At 33.8% G+C, this 18,301-nt stretch carries 20 protein-coding genes and 2 other annotated features; of the genes, 14 read left to right on the top strand and 6 right to left on the bottom strand.

All coding sequences use genetic code 11. From position 1 onward, the window contains the following. Positions 1 to 175: 175 nt before the first annotated feature. Both BAU27_RS01870 and BAU27_RS01865 read left to right on the top strand, forming a co-directional pair. A complete protein-coding gene (locus BAU27_RS01870; protein WP_071745679.1) occupies positions 176 to 397 on the top strand; it encodes a hypothetical protein in 222 nt (73 codons plus the stop codon). 278 nt (positions 398 to 675) lie between these two features. Beyond that, on the top strand, positions 676 to 1,125 hold the full coding sequence (locus BAU27_RS01865; protein ID WP_071745678.1) for a DUF6376 family protein: 450 nt from the start codon (positions 676 to 678) through the stop codon (positions 1,123 to 1,125). Between the two features lie 35 nt (positions 1,126 to 1,160). Here BAU27_RS01865 and BAU27_RS01860 read toward each other — a convergent pair whose 3' ends face one another. From BAU27_RS01860 to BAU27_RS01850, 3 genes are all read right to left on the bottom strand, one after another. Further along, positions 1,161 to 1,499: an EamA family transporter gene (locus BAU27_RS01860; protein ID WP_071769974.1), complete on the bottom strand. Its 339-nt coding sequence runs from the start codon at positions 1,497 to 1,499 to the stop codon at positions 1,161 to 1,163. Next, positions 1,492 to 1,833 carry an EamA family transporter gene (locus BAU27_RS01855; protein WP_000805129.1) on the bottom strand — a complete coding sequence of 114 codons (342 nt, stop codon included), beginning with the start codon at positions 1,831 to 1,833 and terminating at the stop codon, positions 1,492 to 1,494. The genes BAU27_RS01860 and BAU27_RS01855 overlap by 8 nt, the downstream gene beginning before the upstream one ends. A 199-nt stretch (positions 1,834 to 2,032) precedes the next feature. Continuing rightward, positions 2,033 to 3,034, bottom strand: coding sequence for a S66 family peptidase (locus BAU27_RS01850; RefSeq protein WP_071745677.1), 1,002 nt, complete (start codon positions 3,032 to 3,034; stop codon positions 2,033 to 2,035). Positions 3,035 to 3,252: 218 nt separating this feature from the next. On the opposite strand from BAU27_RS01850, the gene BAU27_RS01845 reads away from it, so the two are divergent. Together BAU27_RS01845 and BAU27_RS01840 are read left to right on the top strand one after the other, a co-directional pair. Next, positions 3,253 to 4,206, top strand: coding sequence for a D-alanyl-D-alanine carboxypeptidase family protein (locus BAU27_RS01845; RefSeq protein ID WP_071769973.1), 954 nt, complete (start codon positions 3,253 to 3,255; stop codon positions 4,204 to 4,206). 247 nt (positions 4,207 to 4,453) lie between these two features. After that, positions 4,454 to 5,053: a nitroreductase family protein gene (locus tag BAU27_RS01840; protein WP_071745675.1), complete on the top strand. Its 600-nt coding sequence runs from the start codon at positions 4,454 to 4,456 to the stop codon at positions 5,051 to 5,053. A 44-nt stretch (positions 5,054 to 5,097) separates the two neighbouring features. On the opposite strand, the gene BAU27_RS32180 is transcribed toward BAU27_RS01840, so the two are convergent. Then, complete coding sequence (locus BAU27_RS32180; protein WP_083595834.1) at positions 5,098 to 5,268, bottom strand: hypothetical protein; 171 nt, start codon at positions 5,266 to 5,268, stop codon at positions 5,098 to 5,100. A gap of 609 nt (positions 5,269 to 5,877) precedes the next feature. Between BAU27_RS32180 and entFM the strand changes: the two genes are divergently transcribed. Further along, positions 5,878 to 7,173: an enterotoxin EntFM gene (gene entFM / locus BAU27_RS01835; RefSeq protein WP_071745674.1), complete on the top strand. Its 1,296-nt coding sequence runs from the start codon at positions 5,878 to 5,880 to the stop codon at positions 7,171 to 7,173. A gap of 101 nt (positions 7,174 to 7,274) precedes the next feature. On the opposite strand, the gene BAU27_RS01830 is transcribed toward entFM, so the two are convergent. Continuing rightward, the gene (locus tag BAU27_RS01830; protein ID WP_071769972.1) at positions 7,275 to 8,039 is read right to left on the bottom strand and encodes an alpha/beta fold hydrolase; all 765 of its coding nucleotides are present in this window, start codon (positions 8,037 to 8,039) and stop codon (positions 7,275 to 7,277) included. A gap of 274 nt (positions 8,040 to 8,313) precedes the next feature. On the opposite strand from BAU27_RS01830, the gene BAU27_RS01825 reads away from it, so the two are divergent. The 8 genes from BAU27_RS01825 to BAU27_RS01790 all read left to right on the top strand — a co-directional run bounded on the left by BAU27_RS01825 (position 8,314) and on the right by BAU27_RS01790 (position 15,981). Next, positions 8,314 to 10,074 carry an ABC transporter ATP-binding protein gene (locus BAU27_RS01825; RefSeq protein WP_071745672.1) on the top strand — a complete coding sequence of 587 codons (1,761 nt, stop codon included), beginning with the start codon at positions 8,314 to 8,316 and terminating at the stop codon, positions 10,072 to 10,074. Positions 10,075 to 10,160: 86 nt separating this feature from the next. Next, complete coding sequence (hitR, locus tag BAU27_RS01820; RefSeq protein WP_071769971.1) at positions 10,161 to 10,838, top strand: envelope stress response regulator transcription factor HitR; 678 nt, start codon at positions 10,161 to 10,163, stop codon at positions 10,836 to 10,838. Next, entirely contained in the window at positions 10,835 to 11,908 is a 1,074-nt protein-coding gene (hitS, locus tag BAU27_RS01815) for an envelope stress sensor histidine kinase HitS (RefSeq protein ID WP_071769970.1), read from the top strand. The genes hitR and hitS overlap by 4 nt, the downstream gene beginning before the upstream one ends. 170 nt (positions 11,909 to 12,078) lie before the next feature. Further along, complete coding sequence (locus tag BAU27_RS01810) at positions 12,079 to 12,798, top strand: 3-ketoacyl-ACP reductase (RefSeq protein WP_002012353.1); 720 nt, start codon at positions 12,079 to 12,081, stop codon at positions 12,796 to 12,798. Between the two features lie 147 nt (positions 12,799 to 12,945). Next, positions 12,946 to 13,617 (top strand): O-methyltransferase, encoded by a 672-nt coding sequence (locus BAU27_RS01805; RefSeq protein WP_071745668.1) that lies wholly within the window; start codon positions 12,946 to 12,948, stop codon positions 13,615 to 13,617. Positions 13,618 to 13,749: 132 nt separating this feature from the next. Continuing rightward, positions 13,750 to 14,622: an aminoglycoside 6-adenylyltransferase gene (locus BAU27_RS01800; protein ID WP_071769969.1), complete on the top strand. Its 873-nt coding sequence runs from the start codon at positions 13,750 to 13,752 to the stop codon at positions 14,620 to 14,622. Positions 14,623 to 14,739: 117 nt separating this feature from the next. Next, positions 14,740 to 15,570 carry a peptidoglycan-N-acetylglucosamine deacetylase gene (locus BAU27_RS01795; protein ID WP_071769968.1) on the top strand — a complete coding sequence of 277 codons (831 nt, stop codon included), beginning with the start codon at positions 14,740 to 14,742 and terminating at the stop codon, positions 15,568 to 15,570. Between the two features lie 72 nt (positions 15,571 to 15,642). Beyond that, on the top strand, positions 15,643 to 15,981 hold the full coding sequence (locus tag BAU27_RS01790; protein WP_071745665.1) for an SdpI family protein: 339 nt from the start codon (positions 15,643 to 15,645) through the stop codon (positions 15,979 to 15,981). A 52-nt stretch (positions 15,982 to 16,033) separates the two neighbouring features. On the opposite strand, the gene BAU27_RS01785 is transcribed toward BAU27_RS01790, so the two are convergent. Continuing rightward, a complete protein-coding gene (locus tag BAU27_RS01785; protein ID WP_071745664.1) occupies positions 16,034 to 16,642 on the bottom strand; it encodes an NUDIX hydrolase in 609 nt (202 codons plus the stop codon). 81 nt (positions 16,643 to 16,723) lie between these two features. Between BAU27_RS01785 and BAU27_RS01780 the strand changes: the two genes are divergently transcribed. Beyond that, the gene (locus BAU27_RS01780; protein WP_071745663.1) at positions 16,724 to 17,362 is read left to right on the top strand and encodes a pyridoxamine 5'-phosphate oxidase family protein; all 639 of its coding nucleotides are present in this window, start codon (positions 16,724 to 16,726) and stop codon (positions 17,360 to 17,362) included. A 234-nt stretch (positions 17,363 to 17,596) separates the two neighbouring features. Continuing rightward, positions 17,597 to 17,828 (top strand) — a binding site (T-box leader). A gap of 115 nt (positions 17,829 to 17,943) precedes the next feature. After that, positions 17,944 to 18,180, top strand: a binding site (T-box leader). The last annotated feature ends 121 nt before the right edge of the window (positions 18,181 to 18,301 follow it).

The raw sequence follows: 18,301 nt of genomic DNA, 5'->3' as shown, positions 1-18,301 counted from the left end.
CACAAATTCTTGACAGTTCAAGGTTTGTGTTTTTTTTATTTGTGGTCAAATCATATAGGGCGTATAAGCTAGTTGAACATGGAATGGTTATATATTGTTAGAAAGGGTGTTTAAAACCTAGTCTTTCAAGGCAATACTGAGCCATAGTGAAAGGAATGTTGGAAGGCGTGATTATATGTTTGAAGAGGATGGCATTGTGTTAATTATGGAGCCTGCTGATGAACGGAATATGAGGAAATTTATTTTTACTGTACCGAAGTCAGTTTATGAAAAAAAGGGGATTATATTACATTATGGAACACCTTTAGGCCAAGGATATACGGACATTATAGAAGATATTATTAGTGTACATATAGAAATAGATATTGTAACGATCATAGGACATGTAAGTGGATAAAGAGAAACTTTAATTAGTGAGAGTTATACGTACCTCGAAAACAGATGTACTTAAAATAAGTATGTCTGTTTTTATATTTAAATGAAGATAGTTTCGAGGTGAAAATGAAAAAATGTATGATAAATTGTTCGAAGTACATGTTGAACAGGATAATAATGATTTTTCTAGAATGTATAAGAGAAAGATTAAAAAATAAGATATGATGCGATAAGGTGTATAAGAAGAAAATAAAGTGTTTATAAATGAATAAAAGTATGATAATTATTTAGGAGGTCAAAATGAAGTTTACAAAAACAATGCTACTTTCAATTGTAGTTTCAATTGGGTTGATGGGATGTTCGCTAGTAGAGGGAGGGAAGAACTCTATAGATTATGCTCAAAAAGCGACAGACTATGTAAATGAAATAAGTGCATTTGCAAATGAAGCACCAGCATTAGCTGAAAAGGCTGTTAATGATGGAGAAGCTCGAAAAGAACTAGAAACGAAACTTACTGAAATTAAACAAGATATACCAGCTTTTAATGAATTAACACCACCGGATGTAGCGAAGGATCTTCACCAGCAAATCGTCGGATATAATGAAAAGTTAAATACATTAATTGATACATCTATGCAAAAGATAGAGGAAGGAAAAATGAATGTAGAGCAGTTTAAAGACTCCGAGCTTATGCAGACGATAGAACAAGTTCGTGATTTGAAAGATAAGGTTCAAAACTTAGGGCAATAGCAAAAGGATCCGTTTATCATAAACGGATCCTTTTGCTATTGTATACAATAGACGATTACACCAATGACAATAATAATATTGCCAATGACTTTTCGTTTCGTTATTTTCTCCCCTAGGAAGTACCAACCGAAAATTAATATAATGATATAACTTAATGATTCTAATGCAGATACTTGCTTTAATGCCAAGCCTTTTAGAGCGATCACATTCAATCCGGCGTTAATTACAAATAAAAAGTAGCCGATGATAACATAAGGATTCACATATTCTTTTATTCTAGAATCGTATTGTTGTAAAGTAGCCTTTTTTAATAATATTTGTGAGTAATTGGCTAAAATTATCCCGAAAATAAATAATAACATATAACTATTCATCTTTTGTCACCACCACAATCCCGACGATAATAATAGCTGCACCAAGTATGTGATTCCAATGTATCTTATCTCCGAATAGGAATACTGACCATAGCATAGACCACAGTATTATAATTCCGCGGTGTGAATATGCTTTAGAAATTTCAAAATTCTTAATGACTTGTTGCCATAGAATTGCATATCCGAATAAAAGTACAACAAGTCCAAAGTAAGCAATAAAAAATGAAATTGATGCAATAGGGAATTGAGCTGCCCATTTCATGTAAACCATAATGATAGAATATATCAAGAAGGCCACATGTAAAAATACATAGTTTTTAATAGTTGGTTTCATATATTCACTCTCTTTTACATTTATATACACATATGTAAACTCGATGTATATAATCAATAGCTTCTTATTATATATAGAAGGCATATTGAAATGATTTTTGTTTATTCCTTCACATTCCAAAATATATAGTATCATGTCTTTTAATGTAAAACAATAGAAGGTCATACGTAGCTATAGAGTTGAAATAGAGGTAGTAGTGTTAGATTTTCCACTGTTCTATAATTTGTATCGTTTTATTTGTTGCATCCATCTCTACTTGAATACCTATTGGTAAAGTAATCATTGGATGAGTATGACAACAATCAAAATCGGCTAAAAAAGGGATTTTTTGATCTTGTAATACTTCTAATAGTATTTCGTAAGGTTTTCGATTTGTACCACAATCATCGAATTGCTCATGTTTTCCAAGGATGATACCTGAAACTTTATCAAAAACGCCGTTAATTTTAAGTAATGAAAAACTTCTTTCGATAGTAGATGCAAATTTTGAGCTATCTTCAATAAAGAGAATGTCACCTTCTTGAATATGTGGCATATAGGGGCTACCAAAAATACCTTGTATAGTGTTTAAATTCCCACCAATAATACGTCCAGTAGCTTTTCCACCGATCACTGAAATCCAATTGTTAGGTCGAAGTTCTTTTTCTTTCGTTTTTTCTTCCCAATTAATAAATTCATCTGACCAAAATAATGGCTGGTTTATGTTGTAAGGAAGGTGTTGATCAGTTAATACAGTATCCGCAAAATATTTGTACGTGCAATCTACGAAAGGCTCAAATTCACCAAAAGAAGGAACGAGTGCTGGACCGTAAAATGTAGGAATTCCTGTTTTTGCATAAATTCCTAGTAATAGCGCTGTTGCATCTGAATAGCCAATCATTATTTTTGGTTTTTTTTTAAAAGAATCATAATCAATATAAGGTAATAATGAATTTGAATTCATTCCCCCAATTGTTGACATGATACAAGAAACGTTTGGGTTTCTAATCAATTCATTTAGTTCCTCAGTACGATCTTTAATGCTTCCTGAACGATAATAATCATATTGACCTGTTAGTGAGCCTTCTAAAATACGAAATCCTTTCTTTTGTAAGTATAATTTTGCTCGTTCAAATCTTTTTGGAGAAGTATAGGTTACTGGTGAAGAGGGAGAGTAGATGCCGATTGTATCGCCATATTTTAATGCTTTTGGAAGTATCATTTGTATAAATCCTTTCTATTATATAGTGTTTTCGAACTTTTTGTTATTGAATATTCTTATATTTCGTTATTTTTAGTGTAACACATATGAAAAAGAGAAAGGGGTTGAAATAATAATTGCTGTAGATGAATAAATATACTTTTTACCTTGACGATATAAAGTAATTGTTGTTATGGTTAAACATGAGTGTATAAAAGGTTTGCTAAAGGAGTTTTAGAATGAAGTGGTTAAAATGGGGAAGATTAACAATCCTATTAGTAGTAATTCTGGGTATATGTTGGTTCTTTTTCCAGGGAGTTCAAAAGAGTGAAACAAATGTAGATACTCAGCCTTTACAAGTGGCAGAGCTACCTAAAACAGGGCTATCTGAAAAAGTAGTTCCACCAAAATATATACCACCAGAAATTGATGCAAAAGCAGCTATTATTATCGATGCGAGTAATGGAGAAGTTATTTATCAAAATAATGAAAATGAAGCTGTTGCCCCTGCTAGTATGTCGAAAATGATGACGGCATATCTCGTTTTAGAGAGTATACATAATGGGAAAGTCCGCTGGGAAGATCCAGTGAAAATAAGTGAAAAATCGGCACAAACAGAGGGTGCAAAAATCCCAATGCAAGTAAATGATACATTAACTGTTAAGGACTTATATCATGCGTTAATGATTGAATCGGCTAATAATTCGGCTGTCGCTTTAGCAGAACATGTAGCTAAGACAGAAAAAAACTTTGTTCAACTTATGAACGAAAAAGCAAAGCAGTTAGAAATGTCAGATAAAGCTAAATTCGCGAATGCTTCCGGATTGCAGGAGCCCGACGGAAGTGAAACAAAAATGACAGCAGCTGACGTAGCGAAATTAGCGTATCATCTTATAAAAGACTACCCGGAGATATTAGAAGTGACTCACTTACATCAAAGTCAGTTAGCATTTAATAATATTAATGTTACAAACACAAATGAGATGTTAAACAAAAATAATAAAGCTTTATATATAGAAGGAATAGACGGTTTAAAAACAGGGTTTACAGATAGCGCAGGGTATTGTTTTACAGGTACTGCAAAGCAAGGCGATAATCGCGTTATTACAGTTGTTATGGGGACAAAAAGTAAAACAAAACGTTTTACAGAAACAAATAAATTAATGTCCTATGCATTTCAATTGCTTAATTAGGTGAAGAAAGAAGTAAATTAGATTGTTATAAAATAAAGTAGACAGTTTATTGAACCTTGATGTTGGTGACAATAGACTGTTTTTTTTATTCTTTGACGAATTGGGAGTAAAAACTTAAGTGATATCATTTGAGTTTGTTTTTGTTTGTTGATATTATTAAGTTAAGAACTTATTATTAATAAGTTTAGGGGTATTATATGCTTCATACATATGATATTGCCTCAAATAAAAATTGGAGGGAATTGTGATGGCAAAAGATTTTTACTCAGCAATTGAAGACAGAAGATCTATTTACGCGATTAGTAAAGAGCAAGTAGTTTCTGATGAAAGAATTCAAGAAGTGATTTATCATGCTGTGAAACATACACCTTCGGCTTTTAATTCTCAAAGTGCAAGAGTTGTTGTATTACTAGGTGAACAACACGACAAATTATGGGATGCTACGAAAGAAACGTTACGAAAAATTGTACCTGAAAATAATTTTGCACCTACGGAAGAGAAAATGAATGCATTTAGAAGTGGCTATGGGACAGTTTTGTATTTTGAAGATAGTAAAGTAGTAGAAAGTTTGCAAGAGAACTTTGCACTATACAAAGATAATTTTCCTACATGGTCTCAGCAATCTTCTGGAATGTTGCAATTTGCGATTTGGACAGCGTTAGAGATTGAAGGTTTTGGTGCTACATTGCAGCATTATAATCCGTTGATTGATGAAGAAGTAAGAAAAGAATGGGATGTACCTGAAAACTGGAAGTTAACTGCGCAAATGCCGTTTGGTAAACCGGTAGTTTCGGCAGGAGATAAAGAATATCAGCCATTAGAAACTCGTGTGAAAATTTACAAATAGAATAAAAAATAGAAGGTGAACAGAGATATAATCTGTTCACCTTTTTATACATGGTAGGAGTTTGTATGCTGTATTGTTTTTATCTGTTCTTTTAATTCGTTTTTCTTTGTTTCAATAGCGTGTACCTTTTTAAGTGTTGCAAAAGATAATAAGTGAGTAAGTGTATAGTAAAGCTCGATATTATTAGTTATGTGATCGTCTATTATTTTTTCCACAAATGCAACTCCTCTTTTTATGTGACTATACATATTCTATCAACAAAACCCTAATAATTCCATATTTAGCAGAGAAACAAAATAATCAATTGTGTTTTTGAAATGGGAGTGCTCTCAAGTCGGATGAAATTTCATGTTTGAAATCTTACAAATCATCACTTTGTTTAAAATCATACATAGTATTGAGAATTCATTTTCTTAAAATATTATACTATTGATAAATAAGAGGTTTTTTGTCATGATAAGAGTGTGCCTCATGAAAAAGAACTTTCTAGAAAAATATATTGTGTTTATGTATTAGATTAATGGAATTTCAATATTAGATAGAAAGTGTAAAAACTATATCAAAATAATATAAAAAAATTTAAATCTTGATGTAATACATAATAAATTTGAAAAAATCGTTGCAAAAACACACTGTTTAATGGTAAAGTTCACATGAAGTTCACACGGAATTCACTTCAATCGTTTAAAATGAACGACGTGTGAAAAATAAAACTCTTGCTAAAAAATGGAACTGGATGAATATTTTACTTTGATAATATTGTAAAGTACTAAGTTTATAGTTTTTCTCAAGAGGATAGTAGGGAAAGGAAGTAAAGACAACTTATGAAAAAAGTAATCGCAGGTTTAGCAGCAGCATCTGTAGTAGGTGTAGCAGTTCCTGGAATGGATTCTGCTCATGCACAAGTTTCAAATGATGCGCTAAAAGAAATTAATGGACAAACTCAAACTCAAACTCAAACGACTGTAACTGAAACAAAAACGGTAGAAACAACTTCTGAATTAAAATACACAGTAACAGCTGATGTATTAAATGTACGTTCAGGTGCTGGTACAGGACATAACGTTATTTCTAAAGTAAAAGCAGGTCAAGTACTTCAAGTAATTGGACAAGAAAACGGTTGGTTCAAAGTTAGTGTAAATGGTCAAACAGGTTATGTAAGTGGGGACTTCGTAACAACTGGTGGCAATAAAGGAACTACTACTACTGTTCAGCAAGGAACAGGTACTTACACAGTAAACGTTTCTTCACTAAACGTACGTACAGGCCCAAGTGCATCTCATACTGTTTTAGGTTCTGTAAATAAAGGAAAAACAGTTCAAGTTGTAGGTGAAGTTCAAGATTGGTTTAAAATTAACTTCAATGGTGGAACTGGATACGTAAGTAAAGACTTCGTAACAAAAGGTGGTTCAGCTGTATCTAACCAAACTCAGCAACCAACTACAAACAACAACAATACTACTACAGTTCAAACTGGTGGATCATATGTTGTTAACACAGGTGCTTTAAAAGTACGTACAGGTCCAGCTACATATAACCCTGTAATTGGTGGGGTAACAAATGGTACAGTATTAAACGTTACTGGTGCTGAAAATGGTTGGTATAAAATTAACCATAACGGCCGCACTGGTTACGTAAGTGCAGACTTTGTTAAGTTTGTAAAAGGCGGAGTGAACAATGTAGTTACTGGTGGTAACCAAGGTACGAACCAAGGACAAAACCAAGTACAAAAACCAACAGCGCCAACAGGTGGAGATACATCTTCAATCGCTGGATTCGCTAGATCTTTAAATGGTTCAAAATATGTATTTGGTGGTCAAACTACTGCTGGTTTCGACTGCAGTGGATTCATTCACTACGTATTAAATCAAACTGGTCATAAAGGCGCTCGTCAAACAGTTGCTGGATACTGGAGCTCTAAAACAAAAACTAGCAATCCACAACCAGGTGATTTAGTATACTTCTCTAACACATATAAATCAGGTCTTTCTCACATGGGTGTTTACTTAGGAAACGGTCAGTTCATTAGTGCAGAGAATGAAAGTGTGGGTGTAAGAATTAGTTCAATTAATAACTCTTACTGGGCTAAACACCTAACAGGTTACACAAAAGCATACTAAGAAAAAGTAGTTTATATACTACTTTTCGTATAAAGAAAAGGCTTTCCGGGGAAACTTGGGAAGCCTTTTTATAGTTAAATAAATTGGAAGTGTAGTAGTTTTTACTTTAACTTCCCATTTAAAAATCGATCGTATAAGTCATGGAAATAGTTAGGACGAAATAAGTTTGCTGCATGTCCTGCTAAAGGTATTTCCTTATATAGAACGTTTGGAAGAATAGATTTTAAATCGAATAGACAAGATTTATAGAGGTGATCATGTTCTCCCATTACCCATAATATAGGATGGGGAAGTGCTTTTAATTTAGATTTCAAGTCGAATTCTAAGCGATGTCGTAATGACTCAGCAATAATGGATGAGTGTAATTGTAATCCGAAACGGTAATAAATATTTCGTGAAATAACAGCGAACGGATTTGCCCTTAGTATTCCACTTGGAAAAATAGTACTAGCATACTGAGAAAGCCAAGATGAATATTCATCACCGCGTTTTTCCCAAAAATTCTGAAAAACATTATATAAACGAGAAGGGTTATTATAATGTCCACCAATATGACAAATGCTCAATACTTTTTCTGGATGCATTTGTGCAAATGTCGTAGAGATATAACAGCCATAGCTTAGAGCACAAATATGAGCCTGTTTAATTCCCTCTTTTTCATACAAATTCAATAATTGATCTACGAGGCGCTGTATTGAAAAGTCGATAGCTTCTCCCTTATCATCTCCGTGGCCTAATAAGTCATAAGTTATAATGTTGTAGGATGCAGAAAATCGTTTATGCTCTTTTTTGAAGGCACGGCGATTTCCAACTAATCCATGAATAAAAATGATTGTTTCCTTTTCAGAATGTTTATTTGTTTGCAAAAAGGATACTCCTTTCAGTAACTGGAGATTTATTTAGTATTATAAATTGGCTAATTAAGAAAAATCGTTATATATATTCTATGCGTAGCCTAGCATTTGCATAGAATAATATTAAGTACCAGGTAATAATATCAGATATTTATATCTGTTGTAAAGATGAGTTTATATGTATATTTTGTAAAAATAGAAAAGTGTGTTTACATTCAGTTTACATTTATATCGTATTCTATTTTTAGAAAGCATAGTTTTGTTGAAAACGAGGAGATGAACGACAATGGAAGTTGGGAATACAGAAAAGAAAAAAGGAAATTGGAGGCAGTTTTTACGTCTTATTCAAGATACAAATCCACCGAAAGGCATTCTTATTTTTGCATTATTAATGAGTTTACTTTCTACTGGAGCGAGTTTGTTTATTCCAATGCTAACAAAAGGATTAGTTGATAATTTTTCGCTTTCCTCAATTAGTACAGGACAAATTGTTGGGTTAGTCGCATTCTTTATTATGCAAACAATTGCTGCAGGATTGTCAATTTATTTATTGAATTATATTGGACAAAAAATTGTAGCTGGACTTAGAGAACGATTGTGGAAAAAGGTACTTATTTTACCAGTATCTTATTATGATCAAAATAGAACAGGCGATACGATTAGCCGTATGACAAATGATACAGGTGTTGTGAAAACATTAATTTCTGAGCATTTGTCAAACTTATTAACAGGCGGTATCTCAATTATTGGATCGTTAATTGTATTATTTGTTTTAGATTGGAAAATGACAGCATTACTTTTAACGGTTATTCCATTATCTGTACTAATTTTAGTGCCACTTGGACGAAAAATGTATAAGATTTCAAAAGCACTTCAAGATGAAACAGCTTCTTTTACAAGTGTGTTAACACAGGTGCTATCAGAAATTCGTTTAGTGAAATCTTCAAATACGGAAAAAAGAGAATATGAAACAGGTAATACAGGTATCCAAAAGTTATTGCAATTTGGTTTGAAAGAAGGAAAAGTGCAAGCGTTAATTTCACCAGTTATGTCGTTTGTTTTAATGGCGTTGCTTGTTATTATCGTAGGGTATGGTGGAATGCGAGTTTCTAGTGGCGTATTAACAACAGGGGAACTTGTAGCGTTTATTTTATATTTAGTTCAAATTATAATGCCAATGAGTCAATTATCTATGTTTTTCACACAATTCCAAAAGGCAATTGGTGCAACTGAAAGAATTAATACGATTTTAGAATATGAAGTAGAAGACCATGAAACTGGTGTGGAAGTTACAAATGCAAAGCAGTCGATCGTTATTGAAAATGTGAATTTTGAGTATAACGAAGATGAGAAAGTATTGAAAAATATCGATTTCACGATTGAATCTGGAAAAGTAACAGCGATTGTAGGACCAAGTGGTAGTGGGAAAACAACTTTATTCTCGCTATTAGAACGTTTTTATGAGCCGACTAATGGTGTAATAAAATTAGGAGAAGAACCAATTACGGCCTATTCATTACAGTCATGGCGACGTCAAATTGGTTATGTTTCACAAGATAGTCCGTTAATTGATGGAACGATTCGTGATAATATTTGCTACGGTGTTGAGAATGATGTGACGGATGAAGAAATTGAAAAAGTGGCAGCGATGGCGTATGTTGATGCGTTTATTCATGATTTACCAAGCGGATATGCAACAGAAGTTGGAGAGCGTGGTGTGAAGCTTTCTGGAGGGCAAAGACAACGAATTGCGATCGCTCGAGCGTTACTACGAAATCCGCAAATCCTTATGTTAGATGAAGCGACTTCAAGTCTTGATAGTAAATCCGAATCGGTTGTTCAGAAGGCGTTAAATAACTTAATGAAAGGTAGAACAACTTTAGTTATTGCGCATAGACTTTCTACTGTTGTAGATGCAGATAAAATTATCTTTATTGAAAAAGGGAATCTTACAGGAAGTGGCTCACATGATGAGTTATTACGGACACATGACATGTACCGTGAATTTGCAATGCAACAATTGAAAATTAAAGAAGGAGCATTATAGAATGAAAACAATCAGTGAGGGGGAACTTCACTGATTGTTAATTTTAGAGTGCTAAAAAGTATGTTAAGCAGAAAGGAGATGATTCCTTGATACCCAAAATATTAATTGTAGATGATGATCCGCACATTAGAGAACTTGTTTCTGTATTTTTGGAAAGAGAAGGTTTTCAAACATATGAGGCCGTTGATGGATTAGATGCTCTTCGAAGAATAGAAGAAGTGAAAGTTGATATGGCGATTCTTGATATTATGATGCCAAATATGGATGGATTTGATTTATGTTATGAATTAAGAAAATACTATGATATACCGATTCTTATGTTAACTGCTAAAGGTGAAACATCTCAAAAGATAAAAGGGTTTCACCTCGGAACAGATGATTATCTAGTAAAACCATTTGATCCTTTAGAATTAGTTGTGAGAGTGAAGGCATTGTTGAAACGTTATCAAATTACAGTATCGCAATCTATTCAAGTTGGGAATGTACTGTTAAATCGTAAAACATTTGAAGTTAACGCCGGAGAACAAATGGTGACGTTGCCGTTAAAAGAATTTGAATTGCTCTTTACATTAGGATCTAAAGCGGGAAGAACTTGTTCAAGAGAGCAATTAATAGAAGACGTATGGGGATATGATTTTGAAGGGAATGAACGCACGCTAGACGTTCATATTAATCGGTTGCGTGAAAAGTTTCAAGAAGAGTTATCGAAGTTTAGTATAAGGACGATAAGGGGCTTAGGGTATCGCATAGAGGTAAGTAAATGAGAAAAAGAGAAAGAATGAGTAAGATGAAGATGTTAAAAGTAATGGGGGCGATAGTAGCACTCTTTACTTTTCTTACTATAATTTGGTCTATAGCCTTTTTTGTATCGTCTAGTGTAATGAAAGCTCTGGAAATAAACGTATCGCCTTTTATTACTTTTCTAATTAGTGATATGGTTGGCTTTGTTTTTATTGTTCTTATTTGGACATTAATCGGGATTTTAATGAGACCGAAGCGAGAGGCGATGATTTGGACCATTATTGAACCGATACAAAAAATTGCAAAAGGAGATTTCTCTGTAAAAATACGAAATGAAGAAAAGTATGATGGAGAAATTGGTGTACTCGTAAAGAGTATAAATGATATGACAGATGAACTGAACGCGATGGAGAAACTGCGCCAGGAATTTGTATCGAATGTTTCTCATGAAATACAGTCACCATTAACTTCTATAAAAGGGTTTGCTAGAGCGCTGCAAGATAATAATCTTTCTGAGGAAAAAAGAAAGCATTATCTTACCATTATTGAAACTGAAACAACGAGATTATCTAAACTGAGTCAAAATCTATTAAAGCTAACACTTTTAGAATCAGAAGAGTATACACCAGAAAGAGTGAGTTATCGATTAGATCAACAGTTAAAGCAAGTTGTATTAAATAGTGAACCGCTATGGGCTGAAAAAGAAATTGAGTTAGACCTTGATTTAGAAAAAGTGAAAATTACTGCGGACCAAGAAAGTATGAGTCAAGTGTGGATTAATTTAATTCATAATAGTATTAAATTTACTCCAAGTGGTGGTACGATTACGATTCAGTTAAAAGAACATAAGGAGTTCGTAGAAATAAGTATGCATGATACGGGAATTGGTATATCAGAAGAACAGAAGCAACATGTTTTTGAGCGTTTTTATAAAGCTGATTCTTCACGAAACCGTGCTTATGGAGGGAGTGGCTTAGGTTTAGCGATTGTAAAAAAAGTACTCGACCTTCATAATGGAGGAATAAAAGTCGAGAGTGAGGAAGGAAATGGTACAAAATTTATTGTGCGTATTCCGAATCATGAAGAAAAATAGTGTTAGGAGGAGAGCCTTCTAACACTATTTTTCTTTAAAAATGTTATGCATAACTACTATAGTTACCTATAGGTAACCTACGCACATGAAAGTGCATCATTGCCTTTTTACATAAACACAGATAAAATTTTAATATAATAAACAACAGAGATGATTAAGGAGTGTTATACTTGGCAGAATTATTACAAGGCAAAAATGCTTTAATTACAGGAGCAGGTAGAGGGATTGGTCGCGCTGTAGCAATCGCATTAGCGAAAGAGGGCGTAAATGTAGGTCTTTTAGCTCGTTCAGAAGAAAACTTAAAAGCAGTTGCGAAAGAAGTGGAAGCAGAAGGCGTAAAAGCTGTTATTGCCACTGCTGACGTATCTTCATATGAAGAAGTAACGACTGCAATTGAAACTTTAAAAAATGGTTTAGGATCTATCGATATTTTAATTAATAACGCTGGTATTTCTAAGTTCGGTAAGTTTTTAGAACTAGAAGTTGCAGATTGGGAAAAAATCATTCAAGTAAACTTAATGGGTGTATACTATGCAACTCGCGCCGCTTTACCAAGCATGATTGAACAACAATCTGGTGATATTATTAACATTTCATCTACAGCAGGACAAAAAGGTGCGCCTGTAACAAGTGCATATAGTGCTTCTAAATTTGGGGTTCTTGGTTTAACAGAATCGTTAGCGATGGAAGTTCGTAAACATAATATTCGTGTAACAGCTTTAACTCCAAGCACAGTAGCAACTGATATGGCTGTAGATTTAGGGTTAACTGATGGAAATCCTGATAAAGTAATGCAAGCAGAAGATATTGCAGAGTTTATCGTAGCACAGCTGAAATTAAATAAACGTACATTTATTAAATCAGCAGGACTTTGGTCTACTAATCCGTAAGGTCTACATTTATCAACAAAGAAGGGACATCTATTCTGTAATGGAGTGGGTGTTCCTTCTTATTTTTTGTATATAAAACGGAATTTTCGGTATAATCAAGTGTGAATGGTAGAAAAGCATTAAAAACTTTAAGGGGATGGTATATACATGAGTACGATTGAGAAATGGACGGCTGTTGATCAATATATGAGTGATGTATTAATACCGAAAGATTCTACATTAGAAGAAGTCCTTCAAGTAAACGCTGCAGCTAATTTGCCAACACATGATGTATCGCCAACGCAAGGGAAGTTTTTGCAACTATTAGTACAAATTCAAGGAGCTCGTAACATTTTAGAGATTGGTACTTTAGGTGGATATAGCACGATATGGCTTGCAAGAGCATTGCCATCTGGAGGGCGAATTGTTACATTAGAAGCAAGTGAAAAGCATGCCGAAATTGCACGTAGCAATATTGAACGTGCCAATTTGAATGATAAAATTGAAATACGAACAGGATTAGCACTACATTCTTTACAGCAAATAGAAAATGAGAAGTATGAACCATTTGATTTTATTTTCATAGATGCAGATAAACAAAATAACCCTGCTTATTTTGAATGGGCACTGAAACTATCACGCCCTGGTACCGTAATTATTGGGGATAACGTAGTACGTGAAGGAGAAGTTATTGACGATACTAGCAGCGATCCTCGTGTACGAGGGATACGTCGTTTCTATGAATTGATAGCTGCAGAGCCACGTGTAAGTGCTACAGCGCTTCAAACTGTCGGAAGTAAAGGGTATGATGGATTTATAATGGCAGTCGTAAAAGAGTGATGTGAGGAGGTAAAAGGGATGAAAAAGAAATTTCAAAAATTATAACATGTATCGTGTGTAACACAGCTAGCTCGTGGACCTCCAACATACATAAAAATATAAGTTTATATAAAAATTGGAGGTTAGGAATAGATGAGAACTGAAAAAGAAATGTTAGACTTAATTATTAATACAGCAAATGAGGATGAAAGAATTCGAGCAGTCATCATGAATGGATCACGTGTAAATCCAAATGTGAAAAGAGATTGTTTTCAAGATTATGATATTATATATGTTGTAAAAGATATCCAATCTTTTACGTCTAATCATAATTGGATTCAAAGATTTGGAGAGATAATGATTGTACAAATGCCGGAAGAAATGTCATTACTTCCAGCAGATGAAGACGGGAAGTTTCCGTATTTAATGCAGTTTATGGATGGGAACCGAATTGATTTAGCACTAGTTCCGGTTGATTTGATAGATATATTCGTTGGGCAAGATAGTTTAAGTAACCTGCTTCTAGATAAAGATAATTGTATGGGAGAATTTCCACCAGCAAGCGATAAAGATTACTTAATAAAAAAGCCAACAGAAAAAGAATTTTTAGATTGCTGTAATGAATTTTGGTGGTGCAGTACAAACGTAGGAAAAGGGTTGTGGCGCGAGGAACTTTCTTATGCGAAAGGGGTGCTTGAAGGGCCAGTACGAGATATGTTAATCGTAATGCTAGAATGGCATATTGGTATGAAAACAGACTTTACAGTTAATGCAGGGAAGTTTGGTAAGCATTTCGAGCAATATTTTGAAAAAGATATATGGCAACAATTTAAGAGGACCTTTTCTAATGCTGAATATGAAAACATATGGGAGTCATTCTTTGTAATGGGAAATTTATTTAGGGAAGCTGCGAATGAAATTGCTAGCACTTATGGTTATCAATATCCGCAAGATGATGATGACAAAGTGACGAGCTATTTAAAACATGTGAAAGCTTTTCCGAAAGATAGTACAACGATATATTAATTTTATAAAGTAGTAAGACTGTCCTAATTATGGACAGTCTTATTTTTGTTCATGAATAAGAATTTCTCTAACAAAGTGCAGCTGAATCACATATGAAATTTTAGGGAGGTTTTTATCATGTATTATTTTTATTCACCAGAGATGTTCGTTCCATTTCAATGGGGATTAGAGCGAAATGTTTCGTATGCTTATATGCCATATAACTCATTTTATTATGGAGACTATATAAGCTCATTGCCATACGCTTTACATGTTCCTCAAAATTATGAAGTCCAAATGAAAGAAAAGGATCGTGGGTCATGGACACCGTTTTCGTGGGCTGAAAAATATGCGTATGCATTTTCAGGTCCATATAATAAAGCGGAAGTAGCTCTTACATTTGATGATGGACCAGATTTAGTATTTACGCCGAAAATTTTAGATAAGTTAAAACAACATAATGTAAAAGCTACTTTTTTTCTGCTTGGTGAAAATGCAGAAAGGTATCCGAATGTAGTAAAGCGTATCGCTAATGAAGGGCATATAATTGGTAATCATACGTATAACCATCCGAATTTAGCGAAAGTAAATGAGGATGAGTACCGTAATCAAATTATAAAAACGGAAGAAATATTAAATCGTTTAGCTGGTTATGCACCTAAATTTATACGTCCGCCGTATGGTGAAATACTTGAAAATCAATTGAAATGGGCAACTGAGAAAAATTTTATGATTGTACAGTGGAGTGTTGATACGGTTGATTGGAAAGGTGTAAGTGCTGATACGATTACAAATAATGTGTTAGGGAATTCATTTCCAGGTAGTGTCATACTTCAGCATTCAACTCCAGGTGGACATTTGCAAGGGTCTGTCGATGCACTAGACAAAATCATTCCGCAGTTAAAAACGAAAGGAGCGCGTTTTGTAACACTTCCAAGCATGTTCCAGACATCGAAAGAGAGAAAATAAAAATGTTAATAATTGGAACTGGAATGATTGTATAGTATAATGAAGGTGTAAGTTAGGGGGTGGATATAATTGATGTATGCACTAGTAAACATAGGAATAAGCATGTTGATCGGTATTATATTTATACTTGCCGCACGTATTCTTCAAAAGAATCCACCAACGGATATTAATGCGGCATATGGTTATCGTACGAAGCGATCTATGAAAAATAAGGAACTATGGGATGCGGGTAATAGGTATAGTGCAGAAGTGATGAAACAAAATGGTTTCATCATGATGTTAATCGGAAGTGTTATTAGTATACTGTTTAGATATCCGCATACAATGATAGCGGTTATGATTGTTATGCTGTTGTTAATTATTCGCTTATTTATACAAGTAGAGAAAAGGTTGAAGATCCTTGAACAATGATGATAAATAAAATAGGACTCCCCGGATATTATAAGCAGGGGTCCTATTTTATTTATAAACTATTATTTTTCAGCAATTCTTTTCCTTGTTCTACAACAAATTCATAGTATTCAAGATTATAAGGATAAATATCTTCAAATGTTATTGTTATCGGATTACTGTTTAAAACAGAATTAGTCGTTAAAGATGAAATATCTCTTTTTAATAGTTGTAGAAAAGAAGTTGCATGTACTTTCATCACATCGTCTACTTCTTCACCTGGTGCAAATGGAAGTGGTTTTATTACATTGTGGAAATACATATGACAAAACTCACGATCAGTAAGGTTTGAAATTTCATAATCTATTTTATAGATTCCTTTGTATGTTAAATCAGTCGTTTGGAAGGAAAGACCCAATTCTTCCTCAATTTCACGTAGACCGCCAATTTGCACATCTTCATCATGCATAATATGTCCGGCGGATGTAATATCCCATATACCTGGAGCTTCTTTTTTATTTTTAGAGCGTAATTGGAAATATAAAAACATATCTTCATCATCTTTTTCTACAAACCAGCAATGGAATGTTTCGTGCCAATCACCGTCACGATGCACTTCATCACGTAATTTCTTTCCAAGTGTATTTTTTTCAGAATCAAATATCGTTAACCACTCTGTCATTTTAATTCCCCTTTCTGCAAATTTTATTATACAATATTTGTATTGAATTTTGGGAAAATAAAGAAAAAGGAGTGGCTATAAGTGGAGATAGAGAATAAGGAAATAAAATCAATAATTTCAACTGAGGAAGAATTAAGACAAATATTGGGGCAACCAAGTGAGCGGGCTTTGAAAAAAGTTATTTCATCACTTGATCATCATTGTGTAGATTTTCTGTCTAAATCTCCTTTTCTAGTATTATCTACTGCAAATAAATTAGGAGAGTGTGATGCTTCGCCGAGAGGAGATGCACCTGGATTTGTATATGTATTAAATGAAAATAAAATTATCATCCCAGAAAGGCCGGGTAATCGTCGTATAGACTCTATTTTAAATATTATTTCGAATCCGCACGTAGGATTAATCTTTTTCATTCCTGGTCTCGGTGAGTCACTCCGAATAAACGGCCGAGCATACATTACAAACGATGAAGAAATTTTGAAAGAAATGCAGGCGAATGGACGTAATCCGTTACTTGGAATTGTTGTTGAGATAGAGGAGTGCTATATCCATTGTGCAAAAGCTTTTATACGTTCAAAAATGTGGGATCCAGAATCGTGGTTAAATAAAAAAGAGTTACCTTCAGCAGCGAAGATGTTACTGGAGCATGCGAAAGTGAATGCTTCAGAAGAGGACGTTGCACGTTCTTTAGAAGAAAGTTATACAAAAAGATTGTATTGAATTATTTTATTAATATAGTTTCAATGAGAACGGGATCTTCTCGTTTTAGAATGAGCTTTTCATATGTGAACTGCTGGCTTGTAAGTTGTTAAGTTGTAAGATACGTAATAAGAGGAGTCTTTATGAAATGTTATTGTGAAATATAATGAAAAATTATCTTTAAAATAGTGAGTAAAAATAGGCTTGCTTTTTAAAATTTTCATAACTATAATAAGTTAACAAATAGACATGAACGAAAAAGTAACGATAAGGACACGAGATGATTTTTACGGTTTACAGAGAGGGAAGACAAGGCTGTGAGCTTCCTAACACGAAAAATGATCTTACCACCTTTGAACTTCAATAGTGAAAGAGTAATCTAGTAATTATTGACGGTATCAGCCGTTATCTGAACTTGAGCAACCTGGAAAGAAATAAGCCTGGGTTGGAACAAGGGTGGAACCACGAAAACACATTCGTCCCTTTCCTAGGGATGAGTGTGTTTTTTTATAGTTTTTAAGATTGAAAATTTAAAATAATTAAAAAATGGTATTGATTTTGTTTTTTATGCGAGTATAATGAGTTAACAAATAAACATGAGCGAAAAAGTAACGATAAGGACATGAGAACATTTTTACGGTTTACAGAGAGGGAGGCCAAAGGCTGCGAGCTTCCTAACACGAGAAATGATCTTACCGCCTTTGAACTTCAATAGTGAACGAGCAATCTAGTAATTATTGACGGTATCAGCCGTTATCTGAACTTGAGCAATCTAGAAGAAAGTAAGTAAGTCTAGGTTGGAACAAGGGTGGAACCACGAAAACACATTCGTCCCTTTCCTAGGGATGAGTGTGTTTTTTTTATCACTTTGAAAGGAGGTGCGGTAACATGAAGCGTTTAGTACGTACGGAAATAACCACCACCTGCATGATTAAAAAGCAGAGTAAGGTGATTCATAGG

Source organism: Bacillus sp. NH11B (assembly GCF_001884205.1).
GTDB lineage: Bacteria > Bacillota > Bacilli > Bacillales > Bacillaceae_G > Bacillus_A > Bacillus_A proteolyticus.
Note: the sequence above shows the minus strand (reverse complement) of the source record. Positions and strands in the feature narration are given on the sequence as shown.